Below are 22,149 nucleotides of genomic sequence, written 5' to 3'. Positions count from 1 at the left end.
CTTTCAGCATTTTTTGTCATCTCATTCTTCTCCGATGCCCAGATACACATCAATGTCCATGATCCCCTCCCCGCTGACCTCCACCAAGTCCTCAAAGGGCACCACGGTATCGCCCACCTGCAAAGTGCGGAACACCGGATCGATGCGGTCTGCTTTTCCGGTCAGGGTGATGTAATTGCCCACCGCCGGAACCTCCGGGTGGGCGGTATCCTCTTTGAAGTACCGCACCGTGATGGTCATGCCTTTCGTGACTTGCATCAGCCGATCGGACAGGGCGGACGTTTCTTCCTCGGTCAGAATGCGCTTGGTCACGCGCTCGGTGCGCTGCTTTTCTGCGGCAAGCTGCTCGTCATAGCCCCGCAGCGGAGAGAAGGGCGAGAAAATTTTGGCACGGTTCTGAAGGGTCATGCGAAGGTGCTTGCGGAGGGATTCTTCGTTCTGGGGGCGTTCCATCTCTATGATGTCCCCGTACTTTTGGGCGGTCTCCTGCCCGGCCTTGCTATTTTTGTAGTTTTCCATCTGAACCTCCTGCACTGTGCCCGCCGATCTGTGCGTTGCGCTGGCGCATGGTGGCACCTTCTTCGTAGCTGCTGGCTTTCAGCACGGCGTTTTTGCCGTACTTGTTCTTGATGCCCAGCATGGCTTGCTGGAGTTTTTTCTCCTTTTCCAGCTTCTTCGTGTCGGTGAAAAAGTCCACCTGATAGAAGCCCTCGTCCGGCGTGACCTTGTTGGCGTTGATGGTAATGCGCCGCACCGTCAGCGCCGGGTCGGTGATGCGCTCAAACAGCTTTGCGCTTTCGTTGATGAGGGTGCTGCCCAGATTGGTAGGGGCATCAAACCGAACGGTGCCGTGGGCTGCCTTGGGGATAACTCTGCCGTAGCGGTCGGTCTGGGTCAGACCACGGTAGCCGCCCTTGTCCACGTTCTCCCGGTCGTAGCCTATCTCCAAGGTGATGGATTCCGTCACCAGCTTCTTTTCGGTGAGCCGGAACATCAGAATCTCTGCCATCTCTCGGACGATGAGCTTTGCCTTATCGTTGGGGTAGGGGCAGGTCAGCACCTGCCCCTCGCTGATACTGTTGGTGCTGGGCTTGTAGCTTTTGATCTCAGCCATACCGCAGGGCTCATAGCCCCATGCGTGGTCGATGAGAATTTCTGCATCCACGCCAAAAATTTCATACAGACGATCTTCTCCGTAGATAGAAAACCGTGCCAAGTCCCCCATCGTATAAATGCCGTGGGCTTCCAGCTTTTTCACGGTGCCTGGGCCTGTCATCCAGAAATCCGTCAGAGGGCGATGATTCCACAGCAGATACCGGTAGGACTGCTCGTCCAGCTCCGCAATGCGGACACCATCTTTGTCCGCCGGGATGTGTTTTGCCACAATGTCCATGGCCAGCTTTGCAAGGTAGAGGTTGGTGCCGATGCCTGCCGTTGCGGTGATTCCAGTGTTGTACAGCACCTCCCGCACCATGGTCATGGCAAGCTCGTGGGCGCTCATGTGGTAATAGGGCAGATAGCCCGTCACATCAATGAAAACCTCGTCGATGGAGTAGGGGTAGATATCCGCCGGGGACACATATTTGAGGTAGGTCTTGTAGATTTGGGTGGAAACGTCCAGATACCGCTGCATCCGGGGCGGCGCAACAATGTAACTCAACCCCAGTGCAGGGTCTGCGTTCAGGGCATTGGCATCAAAAGAGGTGCTGGCAAAGTGATATTTGCCATCTTCCCCACGCACCGCCTTTTTCTGCCGGATGGCAGTTTGCAGCCGCTGAGCGTTGACCTCTTTCACCCGCTGAACGGCTTCAAACAGCCGTGCTCTGCCGGGGATCTTGTAAGCTTTCAGGGAGGGCGATACCGCAAGGCAGATGGTCTTTTCGGTGCGGGAAGCATCTGCCACCACCAGATTGGTGGTCAGGGGGTCCAGATGGCGGTCTACGCACTCCACCGAGGCATAGAAACTTTTCAGGTCGATTGCCAGATAGGTGCGCTGCGCTGCCATACTTCAGCCCTCCTTTGCAAAAGTCACAACTATTTATTTTATTATAATAAATAGTTGCACTGTTTTCAAGATGGAACGCTATTTTATCTGTGATATAGACAACAAAAAAGAGTGGCAGCATTTCAAGCTGAAACGCTGCCACTCTGTAGGAACTGCGTAATGACTGACGATTATCCTTCTACTTTGACCGTAGCACGATCACTCTTTGTATTTCCATCTGCATCCAGCGTGATATGCACAAAATGTTCCGGCTTATCATAATCCTTTGTCTCGCCGTCATCGGTATAGTATTCATAGGATGCACCATCGGGAGCATAGGCAAGCAGGCGCAGGTCTGCAAAATCCACATCGGCAACGCTCTGGATTTTTTTGCCGTCCTTGGCAAGGGGCAGAAGGTGTCCCTTGCGCATAAAGAACACCACTTCATCCAGCTCCACCGGAATGTAATGATGGCCTGCTGGCAACACGCTGGTTTCGATGCGGTTGCTTTCGCTGCACTTTACCCGCACCTGCAGCATCTCCTCCGGCAGATAAACATACCGACCGCGGGCATTTTGCTCATATACCGGGGCAATCAACAAGCTTTCACCGATCATCACCTCATCCTCCACCCGGCGGGCAAAGTCGTCCCCCGGGAATGCGAACGCCAACGGCATACAGTACATGCCGTTGTGCAGAGCAGCCTTCATGTACTCGCTGTAAATGTAGGGCAGCAGCAGGTAGCGCAGCTGTAAAATCCCGGCAAAGGCAGCCTTGTTCTTAAAGCGGTAGGGTTCCTGCCGGCGGGTGCCGTTGGCAGAGTGGTTCCGCAGCAGCGGAGAGAAGATGCCCAAGCCGTACCAGCGCAGCACCAGATCCTCCGTGGTATTGCTGCCAAAGCCGCCAATGTCGGGGCCTTCGTACAGGAAGCCGCACATATTCAGGGAGGGCATCATGTGCAGCGCAAGCAGAATGTGGCTCCACCAAGAATGGTTGTCGCCGGTCCAGATGCCGCCATACCGGTGCATCCCGATGCAGGCAGAACGGGAGTATATCAAAATGCGCTTGTCCGGCTCCAGCCGCTCAAAAGCCTCGCCTGCCGCACGGGTCATGTTATAACCAAAAAGATTATGTACCTTGTCGTGCCGCATACGCCCCTGTTTGGTGTTGTGGTAGAACAGCTTATAATCGTTTTCGTTGTTGGAAAGCCCTGCCACCATGCCGGTAAAAGCACCAAAGCTGGAAATATCCAGGTTTTGCTTGCTGTATTTCTCAATTTGAGCAAAAGTCTTTTTCAGTCTTTCTTCTGCGTAGAAGATAGCAGGCTCGTTCATATCATTCCAGAAGCCCTCGATCCCCTGATCCAGCAGAACTTTATATTGACTGCCAAACCAAGCACGGGCTTCCGGGTTGAGCATATCGGGGAAGTGTACCCGTCCCGGCCACACACCGGCTACAAAGGGGGTGCCATCCTGATTCGTGCAGAAGTAGCCGTTTTTCACGCCCTCCTCGTACACATCATATCCCTCTTCGACCTTGACTGCTGCATCGATGATGGGGACAAGATGGATGCCCTGCGCTTTCATCTCAGCGGCAAAGTCTGCAAAACGCGGGAAGCGCTGCGCATCCACCGTAAAGTCCTTGTAACGCTCCATGTAATCGATATCCAAAACCACAGCGTCCAGCGGCATATGATTGGCACGGTAATTTGCCACCACCTCGCGGACCTCGTCCTCGTTCATGTAGCTCCAGCGGCTCTGGGCGTTGCCAAAAGCCCATTTGGGCGGAATATAACTGCGCCCCACCAACTGGCGGAACTGGTGCACAATATCGGTCAGGCTCTCGCCCTCAATGATGTAGAGATCGTAATTTTCCTCGGCCACCGTGATGCGTAAGGTATCCAGGTCGGTGTAGCCGCAGTCAAAGGTGACCTTGCCCGGGTAGTCGATAAAAAAGCCAAATGTATCCTTGCCGGACACGATCATAAAATTATAAGCACCGTACAGCGAGGATTTGCCCTCGGTATGGTTGCCGTCATCGGAGCACTTGCTTTCGTACACCCACCCGCGCTTGTTGATACCACGGACGTTTTCGCCAAGACCATACAGAATATCCTGCGGTTCCATGGCATAGGAGAAACCATCCGGCTCCTTGGTCAGATAGGGTATCGTTTCCATCATGGGCAAAAAAGAACCCACTACACTTTCGGTATCAAACGGTTGACCGTATTGCTTTTTGTAGATCATAGTAAAATATCTCTCCTCTGTTTTTGAATCGTCACAGTGTAAAACGTACCAACATATTTTTGATGGACAATTAAGAAACTCTGACATTGGCTGGAGCAATTGGGGCTTCAGCCTTATTTTCAACCCAATAGCTGCGGTTGTGCAGCTATTTCAATACAAGATCCTTGAAACGTGATGTTCCTGTTTGCCCAGATACAGCTCCACGATCATTCGTCCGTTTTCGGTGTTGCAGAGGTCCTCTTTGCAATAGTCAGACAGGGCGGCGTTCAGTTCCGCCTCCGGCACATCGGTCTGGTACAGCAGAATGTGCAGCTGCTGCTCTGCTGTCTCGCTTCCCTGCTCCCTGTCAGGCGGCAGGGTCACGTCTGCATGGATATGCAAAGTCATAAAACATATAAAATAGGAAAAGCGTCAAAAATCATCTTGGCCAGCGCTCTTTTCTGGACATGAGTGGCGCGAATGGTACATGAGGATGCGTCTGGTACCAGTAAGCTGTGGTAGCGACATCATCCTGACGTTCAAAAAGACCTCCGTGGCTGACACCAATCTGCTGCAGAGTTACCTTAAGGTCCTTCTCAAAAAGGATAGGATCAAGAAGGTGCCAGCGGTAGAAGCTGCGTTGTGGCATCTGATCATCATTGTGGTAATCATTATGAAGGAAGGTATCGTGGCTAGAGTAGTAAGGATAGCCAAGATACGGAGTACAGTACTGATTTTCAACGGTTTGGCCATTTTGCTGTGTTGCAAAGCTCCAGGCACCGCCGAAGTAATCTTCTGTTCCAGTTCCGCAAATGGTTGGATAATCCTTGTCTCCATCGATGTAGAATTTCATCTCACCTTCTCCGTACCAGTAGCGTTCGAGGCTGGTAAGCGCAAGATAAGTTCCAACGTACTGGCCTTTCCCTTTGATGTTGTCGAGGACAACGTAGTCTTTTGCCTTTTCCGTTATGCGCTGACGACGCCACTGGGCATGGAAATAGGCAGCATCCTCCGGAACCGTTGTCAGGCAATAGTCGATCTGATAAAAGAAGGCCGGAATCGGCTCATCACACTGATTTTCAATGGTAATACGTGCGTTTTTACGGAACGGCATCGGGAAATAGCTGTTGAAACCACGGGTCGGATTGACAGCAATCGGGACTGAGTTTACCTGGTAGGAAACACCGAAGCCGCAGCAGAAGAAATCGCCAAGCGGGCATTCAACGGATGGGAATTCTTCATCGTCCCAGTACATGCGCAGAACAAGATCCCGCAGAACATAACGGTTACGTTCACTGGTACGGTCTGTAACGGTGATCCAGATGTGCTGAATCATGCCTTCTCCCTGGATCTCACCAAGTGTTACGGTCTCTCCTGCTTCTATTTTCGGGATACACGGGGAACCTTTTCTGGACGGACCAAGATCGCTGGATGCCATGCCGCCTTTTCCTTTTTCTCCGTTCCGGTTTTCCCAGTTGATGGAACGGGACTGTCCGTTTTTCAGCCGGAAAATATTCTGTAAACCACAATCAAACATCATATATTCCTCCTACTCACAAATGAGCAACTGTCTTTTATGTTGAATTGAATTCATTCAAACAATTCCGCTTAACAGGTACAGTCTCCACCCATGTTCCAGTTGATTCCTTGAAGGGGATTGCTTGCAAAGTTGTTATTATTGTACACTTTTATTTGTATAAAAGCAATGTGCTACTGCCATAAATCTTTAGCACCACACTCATGAATGCATAATGGTGTCCCGAAAGTACACTACACTTACTGCTCCATCCGTAGCAAACTTTTCAACCGCACCTGCTGCACAAAGGACGAAGCCCAGCGGCTGTGTGAAGATTGGCTTATAAAACAGGACCGCTGCTATATAAATAAACTAAAGAACGCCGAGGGTTCCTCCCACATGGGAAGGGATTCCTCGGCGTTCTTCATTTCATGCTTTTTGATTGCCCGGTCAACAGTATCACGCGCCTTACTGCAATGCACGGATCACAGCCACTGTTTCAGCACATCGTTCAGCTTATTCAAATCAAGCGGTTTGGCGATATGCTCATTCATGCCGGTGTTCTTTGCCAGTTGCACGTCCTCGGCAAAGGCATTTGCCGTCATGGCAATGATGGGCACTTTGCCCCGGCTGCCGGCAAGCGCACGGATCGCAGCAGTGGCTTCGTAACCATTCATGATGGGCATCTGGATGTCCATAAAAATGAGATCGTACCACTTTTCTGGCGCTTCCATCACCTTTTCGACTGCAATTTTTCCGTTTTCGGCGCTGTCGATGGTCACGCCCGTCATTCCTATGATCTCGGTTGCGATCTCACGGTTCAGCTCGTTATCTTCCACAAGAAGGATCCGCTTACCCGCATAGTTTTCCTTCGCAAAGTCTTCCAGATAGTTCCGGGCGTTTTTCTCCTTCTTCCCGGATGTAAACTGCCGCAGAGTTGCCGTAAGACGGGAACGGAACAGTGGTTTTGCCATAAACGCATTCACGCCCGCTGCTCTGGCTTCTTCTTCGATCTCGCTGAAATCAAAGGAAGTCAGGATGATGATCGTGACATCTTCTCCTACCCGTTCCCGGATTTTTCTGGCGGCTGCAATACCGTCTATTTCCGGCATCTTCCAGTCCAGGATCACCGCAAAATAGTCGCGGCCGGTCTTGTGCCGCGCCGCGCAGCGTTCCACGGCTTCCTTGCCGGTCAGGACCCATTCGCCCGCTATGCCGATCTCCTGAAGGGTTGCAACGGTGCTTTCGCAGCAGGTCTTGTCATCGTCCACGACCAGTACCGGCAGATCGAGCAGTTCTTTTTCCTGTTCCTTCTCGTTCTCCTGAAGCTTCAGATAGACCGTGACCGTGATCTTCGTTCCCTTGTTGGGAGCGCTTTCGACCTGAATGTCACCATTCATCAGGTTGACGATGTTTCTTGCAATGGCCATGCCAAGACCGGTGCCCTGCACCTTGGTCGTCCGGTGATCGTCTGCCCGGCTGAACGGCTCGAACATGATCTTCTGGAATTCCGGCGTCATACCGATGCCGTTGTCCTCGATGGAAAACTCGTAGCAGCCAAGCTCCGAAAAGCCGTTCGGTTTTTCCTTGATCGTAAGGGTGATATTTCCTCCATCCGGGGTGTACTTGACGGCGTTGCTCATCAAATTCACAAAGACCTGCTGGATGCGCAGGCTGTCGCCGCAGACCGCTTCGTGCTCGATGTGCTCAATGTGGACTTCGAGCTGATGGTGGTGCTCGTCGATTACCGGTTTTGTGAGGGTGAGCAGGTTATCGACCAGCTCCGGCAGGCTGAAATCCTCCTCCGCAAGGCTCATTCGCCCGCTCTCGATTCTGGCCATATCCAGCACTTCATTGATCAGTCCCAACAGATGACGACTCGATTTTGTGATCTTGCCAAGGCACTCGACCACCTTGTCCTGACTCTCGATATTCGCACCCGCAATGGCGGTCAAGCCAACGATTGCATTCATCGGTGTACGGATATCATGGGACATATTGGAGAGAAATTCTGTCTTGGCGCGGCTTGCGTTTTCCGCTGCCCGGTACGCTTCCTTCAGTGCCTTATGGGATTCGATCTCGGCTTTTTTCTCCTGTGACACATCCATAGATGCCAACAGTGCTTTGACCAGCTTTGTGCCATCCCACTCCAGCGGAATGAAGGAACCGATCTTATAGGTGTTCTCATCTATGGAGCAGTATTCAAATTTGTAGATGTCGTTCTCGCCCTGCAGATTCTTTCGGATATTTTCCGGTGAGAACAATGCGTCCATCGCCGCCAATGGCTCCAACGTCTTATACCTTACAGCCACCTGCTCCACAAAATCATGGTAAGCCCCCGTCGGCGCATAGATCATGTCGCCTTGCAGGTTATAGAACCGATACCGGTCATTCTCCAAATCGCAGACGACAAAGCGGTCCAGCAGACGCACCATGCTCTGGATCAAAAGATCCATCGATGCGTTATCTGAGGCCATCTGCATCCGCCGTGCCGTCTCTGCTTTGGACTCTGTGATGTCCCGCAGAAAAATCATCGCATATTCGGAATCTTCGATCTCGCCGCGCATGACCACGTTGCTGACCCATCGTTCCTCCCCATCCAGAACGATGCGGCACTCCTGACGTAGCTCCGTCTCCAGCCCCTTTAATTTTTCCGTGATGTAGGCGCGATTATAGAAATTCGTTACGGTCTTTTTGTCCTCTTCCACCACATAGTTATCCACAAAGAATCTGACCAGTCCATCCCATGTGTAGTTCTGCTCAAAGGCCGTCATCAAAGAGGGCTCCACTTTGAACGTATCAAAGGTATTCTTTTCCAGATTTACATAGTATTCGCAGAGGTTTGCGCTGGTAAATGCACGGTGAAATGCCGCCGCCCGCTGCGCCTGCATCCGGCTTCTTTTTTCCGCGTCAATATTGCTGATGATTCCAGCAATTCGATTGGCCGAACCATCCAGACGACGTATCACCTCCGCTGATGCCCGGAACCACTGGTACTGGCCATCCTGCATTTTCAGCCGGTACTCTACATTATACTTTGTAGTATTGGTTTTGTCCGCAATCGTTTCCAAAAGCAGCTGCATTACCCGGTCATAGTCCTCCGGGTGCAGAAGGTTTGACCACGAATCCAGTTTGTTCGGAAAATCCAGAATGTCGTGATATCCAAGGATCTGCCGGAACGCATGGCTCCAGTTCACATGAACGATCTCACCGTTTTCATTACACTCAAAATACCATAGTGCAGAATGGATGGATTCATTAACCAGCGCAAGGTTCTCATACGCCCAGTTCATCTGTACTGACATGATCCAGATCGGCGTTCCATCCGTATCGACTGCATCTTTTTTGTAGAGACGCACATAGACGGGAGAGCCATCTGCTGTAAGGATCCGGCCTTCCCCTTCGCCTTGGAGCTGACGAAAGCGTGCATTGTCAAGGAATGCGGCATCTTTCTTATAGAAAAGATTCTTCAACGAACCCTTTGTCTGCTCCATCAGGGATGCATAGCTGTGGTTCAGATTATGCAGCAACAGATCACTGACCGACAGGATCGACAATTCGGCATCATAGTACCCGGTAATGGTTCCGACACCGCCATTATGATAGACCGTCTCCCGCATGGCCTGAAATGCATTTTTTCCCAGCCTTACCGTATCGGAAGTATAGATTTCATCTGTAAGTCTTCTATCGAATTTCATTTTCATCCTCGTAGGGTTTTGATTCTGCCGCGCATTTCAATTCTGGTATGTCTTTTATGGTCAACTGGCATACTGATTTTTGATCAAGCTTGTACAGTATAGCTAGTATAGTATACTTGCGCAGCATTTCGATTTCAAGCGCTAATTGGCATTGGCTGTGTAAAAAAGAGAGGCCAACCTGCGTAAAAATTTGCGCAAGTTGATCCCTGTACTTTTCCACAATCCGGCTATCAGTATAGACAGTCGCCTTGCGATGCGGTATACTCGAACCAGATCAACATTCCCGCCGCAGCACGCGGAAAGATCGTGGGGAAAATATACGGGTAACAGGCGCATTGCTCCGCAATGCTGCTATATAAACTAAAAAATCCGCCGAGGATGCCTCCCAACTGGGAAAGCTCCTCGGCGGTATTCGTTGATCTGCTCCGGGCTATGGTGGTGCCCCACCAGATAAGCCACCCGGTTCACAGGATATATTCCATCTGCCGTTCCTTTGTCCTCATGCCCATTTTTTCGTAAAAGTGCTCTGCCGAGGTGTTTCCTGCCCAGACGTTCAGCGTCACCTCATAGCACCCCTGCTCTTTTGCCTGCTGCTTCACATATTCAAACAGGCTTTCCCCGATGTGCTGTCCCCGTGCCTACTGATCGACGCACAAATCGTCGATAAACAGTGACTTAAAGGGCACCATATTCGTAGAAAATGGCTGTTCCTGCATTTGACAGAAGGCATATCCCATACACACATCATCTTCGTTCACGGCAACGTAGATGGGTTTATCTTCCTGCTTCATAAGTTCAGCCAGTTCGCAGACAGTGTATTTGGTGGTGCCGGGAATAAAAACATCCGGTCGGATCTCAGCGTGGATCTGCAATACCTGCCCCAGCAGCGCAAGAAGTCTGGGAATATCTTTTTCCTCTGCCTTACGGATCTTCATTTCATTTTGCTCCTTCCCTGTTTTCAATTTTACGAATTCAGTATACCACACCCAATCCCATTGTAAAAGAGGATATGTACGCCGCCCGCAGGCGGCACCCTTTATTCTCCCGGTGATTCTTGAAGCCAACCTTTGCGCAGCTGATTCAGTGCGTGGGTCTCGAGCCTTGAGACATAACTTCTGCTGATCTGGAGCAGCTGTGCCGTTTCCAGTTGGGTCAGGGGCGGCTGACCCGCCAGCCCGTACCGCAGCAGAATCAGCTTGCGCTCCCGGGCGGGCAGGCCCTCGATCAGCCTGCGCAGCCGCCGGGCCTCGTCCTGCCGCTCACAGGCATCCTCCATGCAGAAACCGTCCTGCAGTACATCGGAAAGGGTCAGTGCGCTGTCCTCCTTTCCCGCTTCCAGTGTTTCCTGCAGGGAAACGACCACACCATTTCTGCGCTCCCTGCGAAAATGCATCCGCAGCTCATTTGCTATCCTCTCCCCAGCGCACTTTGGGATGGAAAAGAGAATCCACCTCTTTCACGCAATGACGTATCTACGTCAAAATGGATTTTTGGGAGCCGAGAGAGCGGTTCCTTTTTTCTGCTTCAGAGGGTGTCATGTGAGGGTTGTGGTCTAACCCCTCTATACATCTTACAGGTAAGTTTGGCAGGCCCCCGCACCACCGTAGAGGCGCAGGCGTTCTACCGTATGTACCACTCTTACGCCGACATCCCGAACCCATGGGACCGTCTGCGTTGGTGCCGCTATGGTCTTGACCTGCTGCAAAAAGAGGTTGCTGCCATGGTTGGCATGGAGGAATGGCTCTATCGGGATCTGGAAAGCGGCATATTTCACCGCAGCTTTACGCCGGAACTTGCGGACAAGCTCGCCGCCCTTTACGGCATCCCGGTGGAGGATATTCTGGACGACTACACCCTGTTTCTGCACCGGGGCGGAAGAGCCTTCCTCCGCAGATACCGGGAGGCAAAAGGCTGGAGCCGTCAGCAGCTTGCCGGCCACGCAAAGGTCAGCCGGACAAGCATCCGCTGCTGGGAAAGCGGACAAAAGACCATCAGTCAGAAGTGCTTTTGCCATCTGATGGAAAACCTTGGTTCCGATTTTCCATCTATGCTTCGCATGTGAGGTATGGTAATTTTTCTCCGGCCAAACGAAAAAGCTCGTCTGCAAGCCACGATATGTGGCAGCGCAGACGGGCTTTCGTTATGGAATCATTCTGTTTCAATTATTCTGATATTCGCTCTGACTTACATGGCGTTCCGTAAAACACACAGTCGTTCTTCAAACGTTGCTTTCCATGCCGGATGCTCGGAGAATACGGTGTGCTCCACCTGACGGACTTGGTTCAGTCCGATGTTCCGCACCGCTTCCACTGCAGCATCTTTTTGGCTCAGATGGCGTTTTCCCACGGTCAGACAGTTTGCGCCTTCTGGCGTGTCGTACTGCTGAAACGCCCGGTTGAAGTCCATCAGGTCATGCAGACGGATGGGCTGATTGGTTTCGTTATCTACCAGCAGACCCCAATTTTCCCAATGACGGTCGGTATTGCCCACCAGATAATCCAGAATGTTCATCATATAGTAGCTGGGAGCATCCAACTCTAAGATCTTATCCAGCGTGTTCCAATCATGGTTCGTGCAGTAGACGTCATAGGCTGCATAGGTCACAAGACTGTATCGCTGAGATGTCATGATTTTGCTGATAGAAACCGGCTCATTTTCAAACATCCCCTGCTCATACAGTACCTGATGGCAGTCAAAGCACCGGCAGATTTTGCTTGCCAGCACTTCACGTTCCACCGCTTCCCTGCCACCATCCTTGTAAAGATAGAAGCCATCCTCTTTTCGCACCCACGCCTTGGGGTACAAGCCGCCCGTAGACAGGTCATTTGCCAGAAGATGGGCGTTTGTCACCGTCATTTGGTGCCCCCGCAGCGCAATATCCACAAGCGCATTGCTTAAGGAGTGTGCAAAAAGGTTGATATCCTCGAATCGAATCTTCTCGTTTTCTTCTTTCACCCAGAACACATCCAGCAAAGACAGACAATGGTAGGATAATGCAATCTGTGCTCGTTCCCTGTCCGTAACACTCTGAGATGCACCGATACTGTTCAGGATTTCCTTGGCGTAGGTGCGATCCAACGTCAACATCCGGGAGGCACACCAATAGTAAAAGTTCGTTACATTATTGATGCGCTCGTCAAAATCATCCGATTCCACCAGAACCAGATCATAGGGCATGAAATCCTCGAGGCAGACCCTGCATTCCCCTGTCGTGCTGAGTTGTGCCACACAGCTTTCCCGGTGCATGATCTCGTAAAACATGGTTTTCATCCCTCCCTGCGTTCTGTGTCTTGCTCTGTATTTATATTACCTTCTTTTTTCACGGGACGCAAGAGCTTTTACTTTTCAAAAAGCTTTTTCTGCTGCTCCATCAGGACGGTTTCGATACGCTCTTTCAGCAAAAAGCGGAACTGTTTTGCGTGTTACGCAATGTCACAGGATACCATATTGGCTGCCAACAATCAACAGTTTTGTTGTGTCAGCCGTATTTCAAAAAACTTATGTAACACAAAAAGCCCCACGCTCAACACTGCCTCTGAATCTGACCGTCTCCGGTCAGAGCAGAAAAGCATATGTTGAGCGTGGGGCTTTGTTTATCGGCTCGGCTGCCAGCCGGGCTTTTGGTGTTCCTTGGGTTTGTAAGTTCCTTTGGTAGTATCGATCACTGCCTGCAGCAATTCGAGCTTCTGCCATGTGGGGCAGTTCAGACGGTCGATTTTTTCGATCACATAGTTGGCGTGGGCGGTTGCGACCAGTTTTCCGAGTTCGTCCCATCCCTCTTTCGTTTTGGGGTAATGTACCACCACTTCAATGGGGGCACTCTTTCGCATGGCTCACTCACCTCCGATTACATCGCTATCACCTCATTTTTACGGGTTACTGGTTGTCCGCTATTCGCTGCGGTTTCCGCTCAGAACATTCAGAGCCAGACTGACCAGCAAAGCCATATCAATGCGGAGCATTTCAGCCTTGCTGGCATAGCCCATAAAGCGTTCGATGCGGGGTTTATCGATCGTGAAGATCTGCTCCAGAAGAATCATGGACGGTTCTTCAAAAGCCGGGTTGGAATCCACCAGCACATGGGTGGGCTGGTTTTTCTTCTTTTCCGTCCAGGTAGTAACAGTTGCAACGATCAATGTAGGCGAATGACGGTTTCCAATGTTGTTCTGCAGAACTACCACAGGGCGTTTCCCTCCCTGTTCCGAGCCGATATGCGGCTCCATGTCTGCATAGTAGATGTCCCCTCTGAGATATCTCCAATTGTTCGGTAACATAAAAATCAACCTCCTTTTTATGTAAGAAACAGCCGCCGCAGACGGATACCACGACGGCTGTTGTTCAGGAGGTAAAACGAAACTGTCAGTTTTTCAGCGGCAGACTCATCTCACGGCTGGCACCGTTATAGATACGAAGAATCTGCCGCATATGACGGTTGGCAGAGCTGCCGGTATCCTTCTGCGCCAGTTGGGTGATGGTCTTGGGGTGGGTTCGTGCCAACTGCTGCACCAGCCGTTCCCGGTCGTATTCGCCCTCATAGACGGAGATAAACCGGGTCACGCCCCGGATCACCCCGGCAAGGTAGGCATCCACATTGCCCCGCCACGCCTCGTTGATGATGTTCAGCATCTCAATATAGCGCTCCCTGCCGTACTGCTTGTAGAGTTCGTATGCTGTTTCGATGCAGTAGATCTTCCAGGCTGCCCGGATGCCGTCGTAGGCAAACTCCACACCGGTATCTACGGTGGCTCTCACAAAGTGGATCGCATCCGGGTTTCTTGCCACCAGATTGGCACGCAGACGTTCGCCCGCCGTCAGGCAGGTGGAAATGCCGGTCTGCAACGCAAAGAGCGTTGCTTCGTCCTCCTTGCTCAGACCAAGGAAAACCTTGCAGCGGATGGGCAGGTCCTTACCGCCGTTGCAGGCCCGACGTGCCTCCACCGTGTTCTGCCCGTCAAAAACGTAATAGCGGCCATCCCGGAAGCTGACCTTCGGATCATTCGCAATGTACTCCGAGAAGTTTTCCGCAATGGATGCCACCTTCTCCGTGCGCAGAAGGCGCTGGTATTCCATGCAGGGGAAGAGCAATGCGCTGTTCACGAACTGGTAGGTAAAGGTGCTTTCGGGCAGGGTGCTGAGGTTCAGGTTGGAATTCAACATATTTACATCTCCTTTACAGTGTTCAGGTAGGTCGTCATTCGGTCGATCAATGCAGAAACTTCTTCCCTGCTGGTTTCATTGGTTAAAACATCCGGATAGTTCTGGAAAATAATGCCCCATCGGAACATAAAATCCTCTGCTGCGCCTTGCAACTCGCACAGCATGATGGAACCACTTTTTGCAATGCGGTCTCGGTACCGGCTGTCCACCGATACCTTCAACCGTGCCATGTCCTCCTCCGAGAGGTGGCGCTTGTGCCCCTGTATCTTCTGAAGAAAACTTGGTGGTCCGTTGCTGGCAGGTTCGATTTCCTCCTCCGGTGGGGAGGGTGTCACCGGCTCCGGTGCTGCGGGTTCCTCGTTCTGCGGAGGTTCCGGCGGTTTCGGCGGCGCAGACTTTGGCGGCGGACGCTCCGGCTTCAGTCTGGAAAGCAGATTCTCGTTCCGTTTGCCTTTTTCTTTCCGAAGCTCGTCCAAAATGGCCGGACGCTCTTCCTTGGGGATCGCAGGCAAAGCAGCAATCTGTGCATCCGTTGCCTTGATGCGCCCGGTCAGGATCTCCTCCTGTGCTCCGGGCACCGCTTCCTCAGCGGCATCTATGCCCTGCGAGTATTTTTCGGCACGTCGCACCGTCTTTTCTCCAACGCCGTGCTCGGAAGCAATGCGTTGACAGGTTCTGGATTCTGTGAAAATGTGGTCATTTTTGACCACATTTTCGTATTCCATGTTTGCTGCCGAGAGGTGCGCCCACCGCCAGCTTGGTCGATTCGTACTCTTTGCCCAGAAGAAACTTCTTTCGTTCCGGGCTGAGATTTCTGCGGCCAAGCTGATTTTTGCAGATCCATGCAAGCGCTTCGTACTTGTTCGCAAGCTGGATTTCTTCCACTTCAAACTTGATAAAGCCGTGCTTTTTCAAGATGCGGTAGCGGAGTTTCCCATAGTTAAAGATACCACACCAAATATGATGAACCCACGCTTATACACTACCAGCTATAATAAACCGCAAGGACAGCAATTTGATGATACTGCTGTCCTTTCTTTTATAAAATTGCAGTACACATAAAAAAGCTGTAAAATGATAAATATATTTGTCCTTGTAACAATTCTCGGACATTTGCCTGTTATACTATCTGCAAAAAGCAAAGGAAGTGAGAATATGGAGCAGATTTTAATTGTCGAGGACGACAGTTTTTTGAATAAGATGTTAGACTATAACCTGACCGCAGACGGCTACGGCGTGACTTCTGCCCTAAATGCCAGAACCGCAGCCGAAGCCATCCGCCAGCGGGAATTTGATTTAGTGCTGCTGGACATCAACCTGCCGGACGGGAACGGTTTTGAACTGTGCAAGCTGATAAAGCCCCAGCACCCGGACACCATCGTAATATTCCTGACCGCCAACGATCAGGAGAGCGACCAGATACGGGGCTATGAGGTGGGCGCGGTGGACTACATCACAAAGCCCTTTGTAATCGGGGCCTTGCAGCGGAAGATCAAAGCCATGTTCGCCATGCTGGAACACCACAAACCGGCTAAGGACATTTACGATGACGGACGGCTGTTTCTGGACTTCTCGGAGCAGACGGCCTCCTTAAACGGCAAGCCCCTGACCCTATCCCCGATGGAGTACAAAATGCTGAACCTGTTTCGTAAAAATCCCCGGCAAGTGCTGACCCGTGGGCAGCTTTTGGAAAAGCTGTGGGATATAGACGAAAGGTTTGTGGATGAACACACCCTGACAACTTCCATCAGCCGGATTCGCAGCAAGATTGAATCCGACGGCGGCGCACCCTACATCAAGACCGTTTACGGCATGGGCTATCAATGGACGGGAGGCGAGGCAAAATGAAGTTTCAAAACCTATCAGTAAAGCGGCTGTTTGGCCGGGTGGCAATGGGGCTTGTCCTCTCCATGTCCGGGATCACCATAGCCCTGTTTTTTGTGACAAAACAGACGGCGGTGCTGCTGACAGGCGGGACGCTGCTGCTGTGCGCCCTTGTGGGGATTTTTGTACTGACGCAGGTTTTTGGAAAGAGGCTGTCGCAGTTTACCGCTGACCTGTGCCAGACTTTAGACCACATGATCGCCGGGAATGAAGCGCCCCAGCGGCCAGAGGACAGCGAAACCCAACTTGCCAGAATTGGACACCGGCTGGCAAGGCTTTACCAGATCATGCAGGAGAACCGCCGCCGGGTGGACGAGGAACGGCAGGAGTTGCAGACCCTTGTATCGGATATTTCCCATCAAGTGAAAACGCCGGTAAGCAATCTGAAAATGGCGACGGACACCCTGCTGGAAAAGCCTATGACCGAGGCGGAGCGCACCGACTTTATCCGGGGAATCCGCAGCCAGACGGATAAACTGGACTTTCTCTTTCAGGCCCTTGTGAAAACCTCCCGGCTGGAAACAGGCGTGATCCAGTTGGATAAGAAATCGGGCCGCCTCTTTGATACTGTGGCGCAGGCCATGAGTGGGATCGTGTATGCAGCGGAGAAAAAGGAAATCGCCGTGTCTGTGGACTGCCCGGAGGATTTGACCGTTTCCCATGACAGCAAGTGGACATCCGAAGCCCTCTTTAACCTGCTGGACAATGCGGTGAAGTACACCCCGGCAGGCGGGAAAATCGCTGTGTCGGTGGTGCTGTGGGAAATGTATGTGGAGATCAAAGTGACCGACACTGGCAAAGGAATTTCTGAAAGCAATCAGGCCGCTATCTTCCGGCGCTTCTATCGTGAGGAAGAAGTACACGAACAGCAGGGCGTGGGCATTGGCCTGTATCTGGCCCGCGAGATCGTAACGCGACAGGGCGGCTATATCAAAGTGGTTTCGGAGCCGGGCAAGGGTTCGGAATTTTCCATTATGCTGCCGACTAAATAAAGCACACTTATAACAGGAGAAAACACCATGAAAAAAATCAATTTTTGCAAAGCAACAACAATCATCTTAATAATCAATGTTATTTTATCTATTGTTTTATTTTTCGTTGTTCCTGATAATATAGCAATTCAATGGGTAGGTACAACCCCCAGCAATGCAGTAGATTCTTACTATATATTTTTGGTGCCGATATTGTCAGTACTCTTTGCTTTTGCTGGAAAACCTATTTTTACAATGTTCCTGTTTAGATTGTGGAATAGAACTAACGAGCATTTAGTGACATACTTAAATTTGTGTCTGCAAGTTGTATTTCTTACTTGTGAAATCTATATCGGATTATATAACCTATGTAATTTTAATTTTGCCATTAGTATAATTCTCATTGTGGAACTTATGATAGATGTGGTGATTGGATTGAAATTATTTCACAATCAATCTATCTAAAAGATCGTGTAGCTTAGTTTACAAAGGGCGAAAGGTTGCGTTGTATGGCGGCGCTTATGCGCCGTCATATCTTCCAAACGATGTTGATACTTTCGCTTGTGGCGTAAATTGCGGAAATCATCAAATCCACCACCCGCCGCTTATCGTCAAAGTCCACTTCTTCCCATGTGTCCAGATAACCGGAAATTTCTTTGACCTGTTCCGGGCTGATGGTATCCACACTCAACTCCGCTATCTTTTTGACAAGCTCCTGCTTGCGTCCGTCCAGTTCTTCAATCTTGCTGTTCACATAGGAGAGCAGGACGGGATTTGCCCCGGTCAGCGTGTCAATGAGCGTTTCAATTTCGTGCTGGATTTGCGCGAGTTCTACTTGCAGGGCGGTCAGCTTTGGATTGGACTTCATAGCATTTTTTCGCCCCTTGATGGTCTGGAACGGTTTTAGCTTTTTTACCATAGCGGCATAGATAACAGCTTCCGTATCGGGAATACGGAGCGTCCCCGCACCCTCACAGCTTTTGTTATCGGAACGCTTACTGCAACGGAAGTACCACCGCCCATAACTGCCCTCGGCTTTTAACGCTTTCTGGCACCTGCCACATTTGATTTTCCCAGCTAACCAAGTATTGACCGCTTTTCGTCCCGCCTGATAACTGGTGTTGGCTAAAATCTTCTTTCGGCATTTCAGCCACAGTTCAGAAGAAACCAAGCCCTCGCTGGGAGCCATAACCAGCGTATGCCCTTGCAGATTGTGTTTGGTGTCGCCTTTCATTCCCCGGCCACGATAGAAGTAGCACCCATTTGTGCCCGTAAAGTCAGCGGCGTCATTGATGATGACCGTCCCCTGACTTTTGAAAAACTCATAAATATCAAGGTCAGCCTTGACATAAATGGGATTGCACAAAAGGCTTGCGAGTGCCGGACGGGAAAAATCTTTAATACCATGCTCCGCAAAATGCCGGACAATATCGCCGTAGGAAGTTCCCGGTTCGGCGTACATCTCAAACATCAATTTGACCTGTTCCGCTTCTTCGGGATTTGCCACTAACTTCTTTGTATTGATACCATCTATCTTGATTGGCTCCGTGTGAAACCCATAGGGAGCTTTGCCGCCCATGCGGAACCCCTTTAGGCTTCGTGAGTAGTAGGCATCGGCCACCCGCTTCTGTATCGTTTCCCGCTCAAGCTGGGCGAACACAATACAGATATTCAGCATGGCCCGCCCCATCGGGGTGGAGGTATCAAACTTCTCCGTCGAGGACACAAACTCCACATCGTGCTGCTGGAACAGTTCCATCATGTTTGCAAAATCCAGAATGGAACGGCTGATACGGTCAAGTTTGTAAACAATGACCTTTGCAATCAAGCCCCGCTTAATATCCCGCACCAGTTCCTGAAACTTTGGGCGGTCTGTGTTCTTGCCGCTGTACCCTTTGTCTGTGTATTCCTTGCAGTTCCCGCCTTTCAATTCGTATTTGCAAAACTCAATCTGGCTTTCAATGGAAATGCTGTCCTTTTTGTCTACCGATTGCCTTGCATAGATCGCGTCTATCCTGTTATTCATTTTGTCGCTCCTTTTCTTAAAAAAGAAACGGAGCTGCTGACAGTCCTATTATACCGCCAGCAGCCCCGCAAATCAACGATGGCTTCGGGAATTATGCCCCGGCTTCCTCTTTCCGCCGCTTATCGGCATACTTGCGGAACACCTCATAAAGCTGCTGCTCCAGTTCCCGGCGTTTGGCCGCTTCCTGCTCCGGCGTGAACACCGGGGAGAGGTTTTCCAGCGTGATTTCCTTTCCCTGAAAAGTCACGACTTCTGTTTCCTTTTTGTATCTGATATTGCTTATAAAATCACCTTTCCTTTCCATGCTGCTGCCGTTTCAGTTCCGCCAGTATATCCGGCGGGATACGGTCAACCAGCCTTTGCATATCGTGCAGTTCGCTTTCCAGTTTTGCCCGTTCCATGCGGTCTTTGATTTTGCCGCTCTCGCTGGCTCTGGCTCGTGCTTCCAGCTTCTCATTTTCCGCCAGCAGGTCATGGATTGTGACCTTGTACTTTTTCAGTTGCCCAGAGAAATTCTCCATCTGCGGAAACCACTTTTTCAGCATGGAGAGGGCTTCCTCTTTTTTCTTTCCGGCGTTCAGCGGGTTAATGCCGTCCAGCGTGGCTTCAATGGCTCTGGCCTGCCGGGAGAGGGAAACTGCCTGTTTGAAAAGCCGGGTGGGGATATGCTTCCGGCCTGTCTTGCTGGCGCTTTCCCCACGCTCCAAGTCGGGATATTTCTCCACCATATAGGCGTGAAAGTCATCCTGCCACTTCGTCAGGTTTGCCCGGTTGCCGATAATCTCCTTTGCACACAGGCGGTTGTCCTTTGTCAGCGGAACAAAGGTCAAATGCAGGTGGGGCGTTTTCTCGTCCATGTGTACCACCGCCGACACGATATTTTCCCGTCCTACCCGGCTAATGAGGAAAGCCGCCGCCCTCTGGAAAAACGCCTGTATCTCCTTTGGGGATTTCCCCTTGAAAAACTCCGGGCTGGCAGTTATCAGCGTATCGACAAACCGTGTGCTGTCTTTCCTTGTCCGGCACCCAGCCTGCTCGATACGGCTCTGAATGAAGTGGTAATAGCGTCCCTCCGGCTTGACGATATGGAAGTTGTATTTGCTCCGGCTGGTGTCAATGTCGGGGTTGCTGGCGTATTGTTCTTTCTGTCTTTCGTGATGGGCTTCCAGCGGCCTTGCCGGGTTGCCCTTGTGCTTCTCAAACCGCAAAATTGCGTGTTGCGCCATTCTGCTCCTTTCCCCATTCCTTTCCTATCCGGGGTTTTCCACAGGGAAAATCCCGCCGGAATTATCTCTGATACGATAGGAATGGAATGGATATAAATCAATCATTTTAATCTTTGTATTTCTATATACCGTCCGGTTTCCGTACTTCAGGGGGGCGGTTTCCGTACTTCATGGGTACAGTTTTCAGTCCTCCGGCGTACCAGAACGGGATTTCTTGAAGTCGGTGTTTGGAACCGCTTCATAGGATTTGGGGAAAATGCGGTTGGGTTTTCCACAGCCCTGCTTCTGGATCTCCACCAGTCCGGCGTATTGCAGTTCCCGCAGGGTGTTCACCGCTTTCTGCCGCCCACAGTGGAGCAGGTCAACTACTTCACAGATAGGGTAATACAGGAAAATCCGTCCGCAGTCATCCGCCCACCCATTCTTGCGGGATAACTCTGTCCGGCGCAGGATAAAGGCGTACAGAATCTTTGCCTCGTTGGACAGGGGCTTGAATGTGGGGGCTTCAAAGAGGAAATTCGGGAGCCGGGTGAAGCTGAACGCCTTTTCCGGCTGATGGATATAGATGGTATTTGTCATAGTGCGTTTTGTGGACGGTTAGAAGCCCGTTTTCCGGGGCGGGCGATACTTTATACCACCTGCCCCGGTTTGGGGCTTGCAAAGCCTGATAAATCAAGGCTTTTTTCGCTCCTAACTGTCCACAGCAGACCTCCTTTTCCGTTCACTTTCTGTTTTCTGCCGCCTGTGAACTCTGGCGGCACAGCCGGGGCAGTATTTTGCCCGGTTGGATTTGGGGACGAACACGCCGCCGCAGACCGCACAGCGTTTCAAGTCCTTATCACGGAAAATCTCCGCTTCCAGCGTCCCGTCCAGCGGCAAGACCGCCCAGCGGAACCACTTACAGCAGACCGAGAAAGAAGCCGTCTGCGGGCAGGTGCAGGTGTCCCCATCGTCAAGGACAATGCAGTTGCCGTCCTCACAGCAACAGCACTCCCGGCGTATCAGGCTGGCCGCCTGTTTTCTCTGCGCCGGTGTCATGCGGTAAAGGGAACCGTCCGGCCTGCGTTCCAGCGGCGGCAAGTCTTTATAGGGGTTATCTCTCATGCGTTCCCTCCATTTTGCTTTCCGTTGCCGTTCTCCCCGAAAAGGTTTCCTGCCCCATTCCTGCGGCGTGTTCCCAACAGGGGCCCCCACAAAGCTTGCTTTGTGGGGAGAGGAGCCGCAGCGGAGCGAGTGAGCTTTCGCCATCTGGCGGAAGCGAATGATACGCAGCTTGCGGCGACGAGGCACGCTCCCCGCAACTTCGGGACATTTTGTCCCGAAGTCCGGCTCCTTGCGGTGCTTCCCCAGCCGGGGTATTCCTTTTCGGACGGTCATTCTGTTTTCAAGGTGCTGTCCATCGATGAACTACCCTAAGTCTACACCTAAATGACCGTCCGTCCCGTATATCCGAAAGGTAGGA

At 51.4% G+C, this 22,149-nt stretch carries 22 protein-coding genes and 1 pseudogene; 4 read left to right on the top strand and 19 right to left on the bottom strand.

All coding sequences use genetic code 11. From position 1 onward, the window contains the following. Positions 1–21 precede the first annotated feature (21 nt). The 9 genes and pseudogenes from GXM22_RS05845 to GXM22_RS05810 form a co-directional block, all read right to left on the bottom strand. On the bottom strand, positions 22–519 hold the full coding sequence (locus GXM22_RS05845; protein ID WP_005934083.1) for a YolD-like family protein: 498 nt from the start codon (positions 517–519) through the stop codon (positions 22–24). Further along, a complete protein-coding gene (locus GXM22_RS05840) occupies positions 500–2,005 on the bottom strand; it encodes a Y-family DNA polymerase (RefSeq protein ID WP_005934086.1) in 1,506 nt (501 codons plus the stop codon). Before GXM22_RS05840 ends, GXM22_RS05845 begins: the two co-directional genes overlap by 20 nt. A gap of 170 nt (positions 2,006–2,175) precedes the next feature. Then, positions 2,176–4,230 carry a TIM-barrel domain-containing protein gene (locus GXM22_RS05835; protein WP_005934091.1) on the bottom strand — a complete coding sequence of 685 codons (2,055 nt, stop codon included), beginning with the start codon at positions 4,228–4,230 and terminating at the stop codon, positions 2,176–2,178. A 150-nt stretch (positions 4,231–4,380) separates the two neighbouring features. Beyond that, the gene (locus tag GXM22_RS05830; protein ID WP_005934094.1) at positions 4,381–4,617 is read right to left on the bottom strand and encodes a hypothetical protein; all 237 of its coding nucleotides are present in this window, start codon (positions 4,615–4,617) and stop codon (positions 4,381–4,383) included. A gap of 31 nt (positions 4,618–4,648) precedes the next feature. Further along, a complete protein-coding gene (locus GXM22_RS05825) occupies positions 4,649–5,749 on the bottom strand; it encodes a glycoside hydrolase family 172 protein (RefSeq protein ID WP_005934096.1) in 1,101 nt (366 codons plus the stop codon). 461 nt (positions 5,750–6,210) lie between these two features. Continuing rightward, on the bottom strand, positions 6,211–9,423 hold the full coding sequence (locus GXM22_RS05820) for a PAS domain-containing hybrid sensor histidine kinase/response regulator (protein WP_005934101.1): 3,213 nt from the start codon (positions 9,421–9,423) through the stop codon (positions 6,211–6,213). A gap of 464 nt (positions 9,424–9,887) precedes the next feature. Then, positions 9,888–10,049, bottom strand: a pseudogene (locus tag GXM22_RS15410) (GNAT family N-acetyltransferase); the annotation flags it as partial. A 12-nt stretch (positions 10,050–10,061) separates the two neighbouring features. Then, positions 10,062–10,358 (bottom strand): GNAT family N-acetyltransferase, encoded by a 297-nt coding sequence (locus GXM22_RS15405; RefSeq protein WP_342589585.1) that lies wholly within the window; start codon positions 10,356–10,358, stop codon positions 10,062–10,064. Positions 10,359–10,459: 101 nt separating this feature from the next. Next, positions 10,460–10,816 (bottom strand): sigma-70 family RNA polymerase sigma factor, encoded by a 357-nt coding sequence (locus tag GXM22_RS05810; protein ID WP_005934110.1) that lies wholly within the window; start codon positions 10,814–10,816, stop codon positions 10,460–10,462. 189 nt (positions 10,817–11,005) lie between these two features. On the opposite strand from GXM22_RS05810, the gene GXM22_RS05805 reads away from it, so the two are divergent. After that, positions 11,006–11,485: a helix-turn-helix domain-containing protein gene (locus GXM22_RS05805; RefSeq protein WP_242651645.1), complete on the top strand. Its 480-nt coding sequence runs from the start codon at positions 11,006–11,008 to the stop codon at positions 11,483–11,485. Between the two features lie 122 nt (positions 11,486–11,607). Here the strand turns inward: GXM22_RS05805 and GXM22_RS05800 are convergent, their stop codons facing one another. The 5 genes from GXM22_RS05800 to GXM22_RS05780 form a co-directional block, all read right to left on the bottom strand. Continuing rightward, positions 11,608–12,693, bottom strand: a complete 1,086-nt coding sequence (locus GXM22_RS05800; protein WP_005934116.1) for a hypothetical protein — start codon at positions 12,691–12,693, stop codon at positions 11,608–11,610. 323 nt (positions 12,694–13,016) lie between these two features. Continuing rightward, on the bottom strand, positions 13,017–13,253 hold the full coding sequence (locus tag GXM22_RS05795) for a hypothetical protein (RefSeq protein WP_005934123.1): 237 nt from the start codon (positions 13,251–13,253) through the stop codon (positions 13,017–13,019). 60 nt (positions 13,254–13,313) lie between these two features. Then, positions 13,314–13,697: a type II toxin-antitoxin system PemK/MazF family toxin gene (locus tag GXM22_RS05790; RefSeq protein WP_005934125.1), complete on the bottom strand. Its 384-nt coding sequence runs from the start codon at positions 13,695–13,697 to the stop codon at positions 13,314–13,316. Positions 13,698–13,782: 85 nt separating this feature from the next. Continuing rightward, entirely contained in the window at positions 13,783–14,580 is a 798-nt protein-coding gene (locus tag GXM22_RS05785; protein ID WP_005934127.1) for a DUF6551 family protein, read from the bottom strand. 2 nt (positions 14,581–14,582) lie between these two features. Beyond that, positions 14,583–15,470, bottom strand: a complete 888-nt coding sequence (locus tag GXM22_RS05780; protein ID WP_147585152.1) for a hypothetical protein — start codon at positions 15,468–15,470, stop codon at positions 14,583–14,585. A gap of 265 nt (positions 15,471–15,735) precedes the next feature. Between GXM22_RS05780 and GXM22_RS05775 the strand changes: the two genes are divergently transcribed. From GXM22_RS05775 to GXM22_RS05765, 3 genes are read left to right on the top strand one after another with little or no spacing between them, the layout of a single operon-like run. Beyond that, positions 15,736–16,428 (top strand): response regulator transcription factor, encoded by a 693-nt coding sequence (locus tag GXM22_RS05775; protein ID WP_035394423.1) that lies wholly within the window; start codon positions 15,736–15,738, stop codon positions 16,426–16,428. Then, the gene (locus GXM22_RS05770) at positions 16,425–17,456 is read left to right on the top strand and encodes a sensor histidine kinase (protein WP_005934134.1); all 1,032 of its coding nucleotides are present in this window, start codon (positions 16,425–16,427) and stop codon (positions 17,454–17,456) included. Before GXM22_RS05775 ends, GXM22_RS05770 begins: the two co-directional genes overlap by 4 nt. A gap of 27 nt (positions 17,457–17,483) precedes the next feature. Further along, on the top strand, positions 17,484–17,900 hold the full coding sequence (locus tag GXM22_RS05765) for a hypothetical protein (protein WP_005362406.1): 417 nt from the start codon (positions 17,484–17,486) through the stop codon (positions 17,898–17,900). A 64-nt stretch (positions 17,901–17,964) separates the two neighbouring features. Here GXM22_RS05765 and GXM22_RS05760 read toward each other — a convergent pair whose 3' ends face one another. From GXM22_RS05760 to GXM22_RS05740, 5 genes are all read right to left on the bottom strand, one after another. Further along, positions 17,965–19,461, bottom strand: a complete 1,497-nt coding sequence (locus GXM22_RS05760) for a recombinase family protein (protein ID WP_005934143.1) — start codon at positions 19,459–19,461, stop codon at positions 17,965–17,967. Positions 19,462–19,552: 91 nt separating this feature from the next. Continuing rightward, entirely contained in the window at positions 19,553–19,744 is a 192-nt protein-coding gene (locus GXM22_RS05755) for a hypothetical protein (protein WP_425350685.1), read from the bottom strand. A gap of 4 nt (positions 19,745–19,748) precedes the next feature. After that, positions 19,749–20,687: a MobV family relaxase gene (gene mobV, locus GXM22_RS05750; protein WP_005934147.1), complete on the bottom strand. Its 939-nt coding sequence runs from the start codon at positions 20,685–20,687 to the stop codon at positions 19,749–19,751. A 183-nt stretch (positions 20,688–20,870) separates the two neighbouring features. Continuing rightward, the gene (locus GXM22_RS05745) at positions 20,871–21,266 is read right to left on the bottom strand and encodes a replication initiator protein A (protein ID WP_005934149.1); all 396 of its coding nucleotides are present in this window, start codon (positions 21,264–21,266) and stop codon (positions 20,871–20,873) included. Positions 21,267–21,377: 111 nt separating this feature from the next. Continuing rightward, the gene (locus tag GXM22_RS05740; RefSeq protein WP_035394433.1) at positions 21,378–21,791 is read right to left on the bottom strand and encodes a cysteine-rich VLP domain-containing protein; all 414 of its coding nucleotides are present in this window, start codon (positions 21,789–21,791) and stop codon (positions 21,378–21,380) included. Between the last annotated feature and the right edge of the window lie 358 nt (positions 21,792–22,149).

The sequence above is a fragment of the Faecalibacterium duncaniae genome, from assembly GCF_010509575.1.
Taxonomy (GTDB): domain Bacteria; phylum Bacillota; class Clostridia; order Oscillospirales; family Ruminococcaceae; genus Faecalibacterium; species Faecalibacterium duncaniae.
This window is presented reverse-complemented; position numbering and strand designations above follow the sequence as displayed.

Bases quoted from the DNA above. Each gene is read 5' to 3' on its own strand.
- GXM22_RS05845 (WP_005934083.1), bottom strand. From the start codon at position 519: ATGGAAAACTACAAAAATAGCAAGGCCGGGCAGGAGACCGCCCAAAAG.
- GXM22_RS05840 (WP_005934086.1), bottom strand. From the start codon at position 2,005: ATGGCAGCGCAGCGCACCTATCTGGCAATCGACCTGAAAAGTTTCTAT.
- GXM22_RS05835 (WP_005934091.1), bottom strand. From the start codon at position 4,230: ATGATCTACAAAAAGCAATACGGTCAACCGTTTGATACCGAAAGTGTA.
- GXM22_RS05830 (WP_005934094.1), bottom strand. From the start codon at position 4,617: ATGACTTTGCATATCCATGCAGACGTGACCCTGCCGCCTGACAGGGAG.
- GXM22_RS05825 (WP_005934096.1), bottom strand. From the start codon at position 5,749: ATGATGTTTGATTGTGGTTTACAGAATATTTTCCGGCTGAAAAACGGA.
- GXM22_RS05820 (WP_005934101.1), bottom strand. From the start codon at position 9,423: ATGAAATTCGATAGAAGACTTACAGATGAAATCTATACTTCCGATACG.
- GXM22_RS15405 (WP_342589585.1), bottom strand. From the start codon at position 10,358: ATGAAGATCCGTAAGGCAGAGGAAAAAGATATTCCCAGACTTCTTGCG.
- GXM22_RS05810 (WP_005934110.1), bottom strand. From the start codon at position 10,816: ATGCATTTTCGCAGGGAGCGCAGAAATGGTGTGGTCGTTTCCCTGCAG.
- GXM22_RS05800 (WP_005934116.1), bottom strand. From the start codon at position 12,693: ATGAAAACCATGTTTTACGAGATCATGCACCGGGAAAGCTGTGTGGCA.
- GXM22_RS05795 (WP_005934123.1), bottom strand. From the start codon at position 13,253: ATGCGAAAGAGTGCCCCCATTGAAGTGGTGGTACATTACCCCAAAACG.
- GXM22_RS05790 (WP_005934125.1), bottom strand. From the start codon at position 13,697: ATGTTACCGAACAATTGGAGATATCTCAGAGGGGACATCTACTATGCA.
- GXM22_RS05785 (WP_005934127.1), bottom strand. From the start codon at position 14,580: ATGTTGAATTCCAACCTGAACCTCAGCACCCTGCCCGAAAGCACCTTT.
- GXM22_RS05775 (WP_035394423.1), top strand. From the start codon at position 15,736: ATGGAGCAGATTTTAATTGTCGAGGACGACAGTTTTTTGAATAAGATG.
- GXM22_RS05770 (WP_005934134.1), top strand. From the start codon at position 16,425: ATGAAGTTTCAAAACCTATCAGTAAAGCGGCTGTTTGGCCGGGTGGCA.
- GXM22_RS05765 (WP_005362406.1), top strand. From the start codon at position 17,484: ATGAAAAAAATCAATTTTTGCAAAGCAACAACAATCATCTTAATAATC.
- GXM22_RS05760 (WP_005934143.1), bottom strand. From the start codon at position 19,461: ATGAATAACAGGATAGACGCGATCTATGCAAGGCAATCGGTAGACAAA.
- mobV (WP_005934147.1), bottom strand. From the start codon at position 20,687: ATGGCGCAACACGCAATTTTGCGGTTTGAGAAGCACAAGGGCAACCCG.
- GXM22_RS05745 (WP_005934149.1), bottom strand. From the start codon at position 21,266: ATGACAAATACCATCTATATCCATCAGCCGGAAAAGGCGTTCAGCTTC.
- GXM22_RS05740 (WP_035394433.1), bottom strand. From the start codon at position 21,791: ATGAGAGATAACCCCTATAAAGACTTGCCGCCGCTGGAACGCAGGCCG.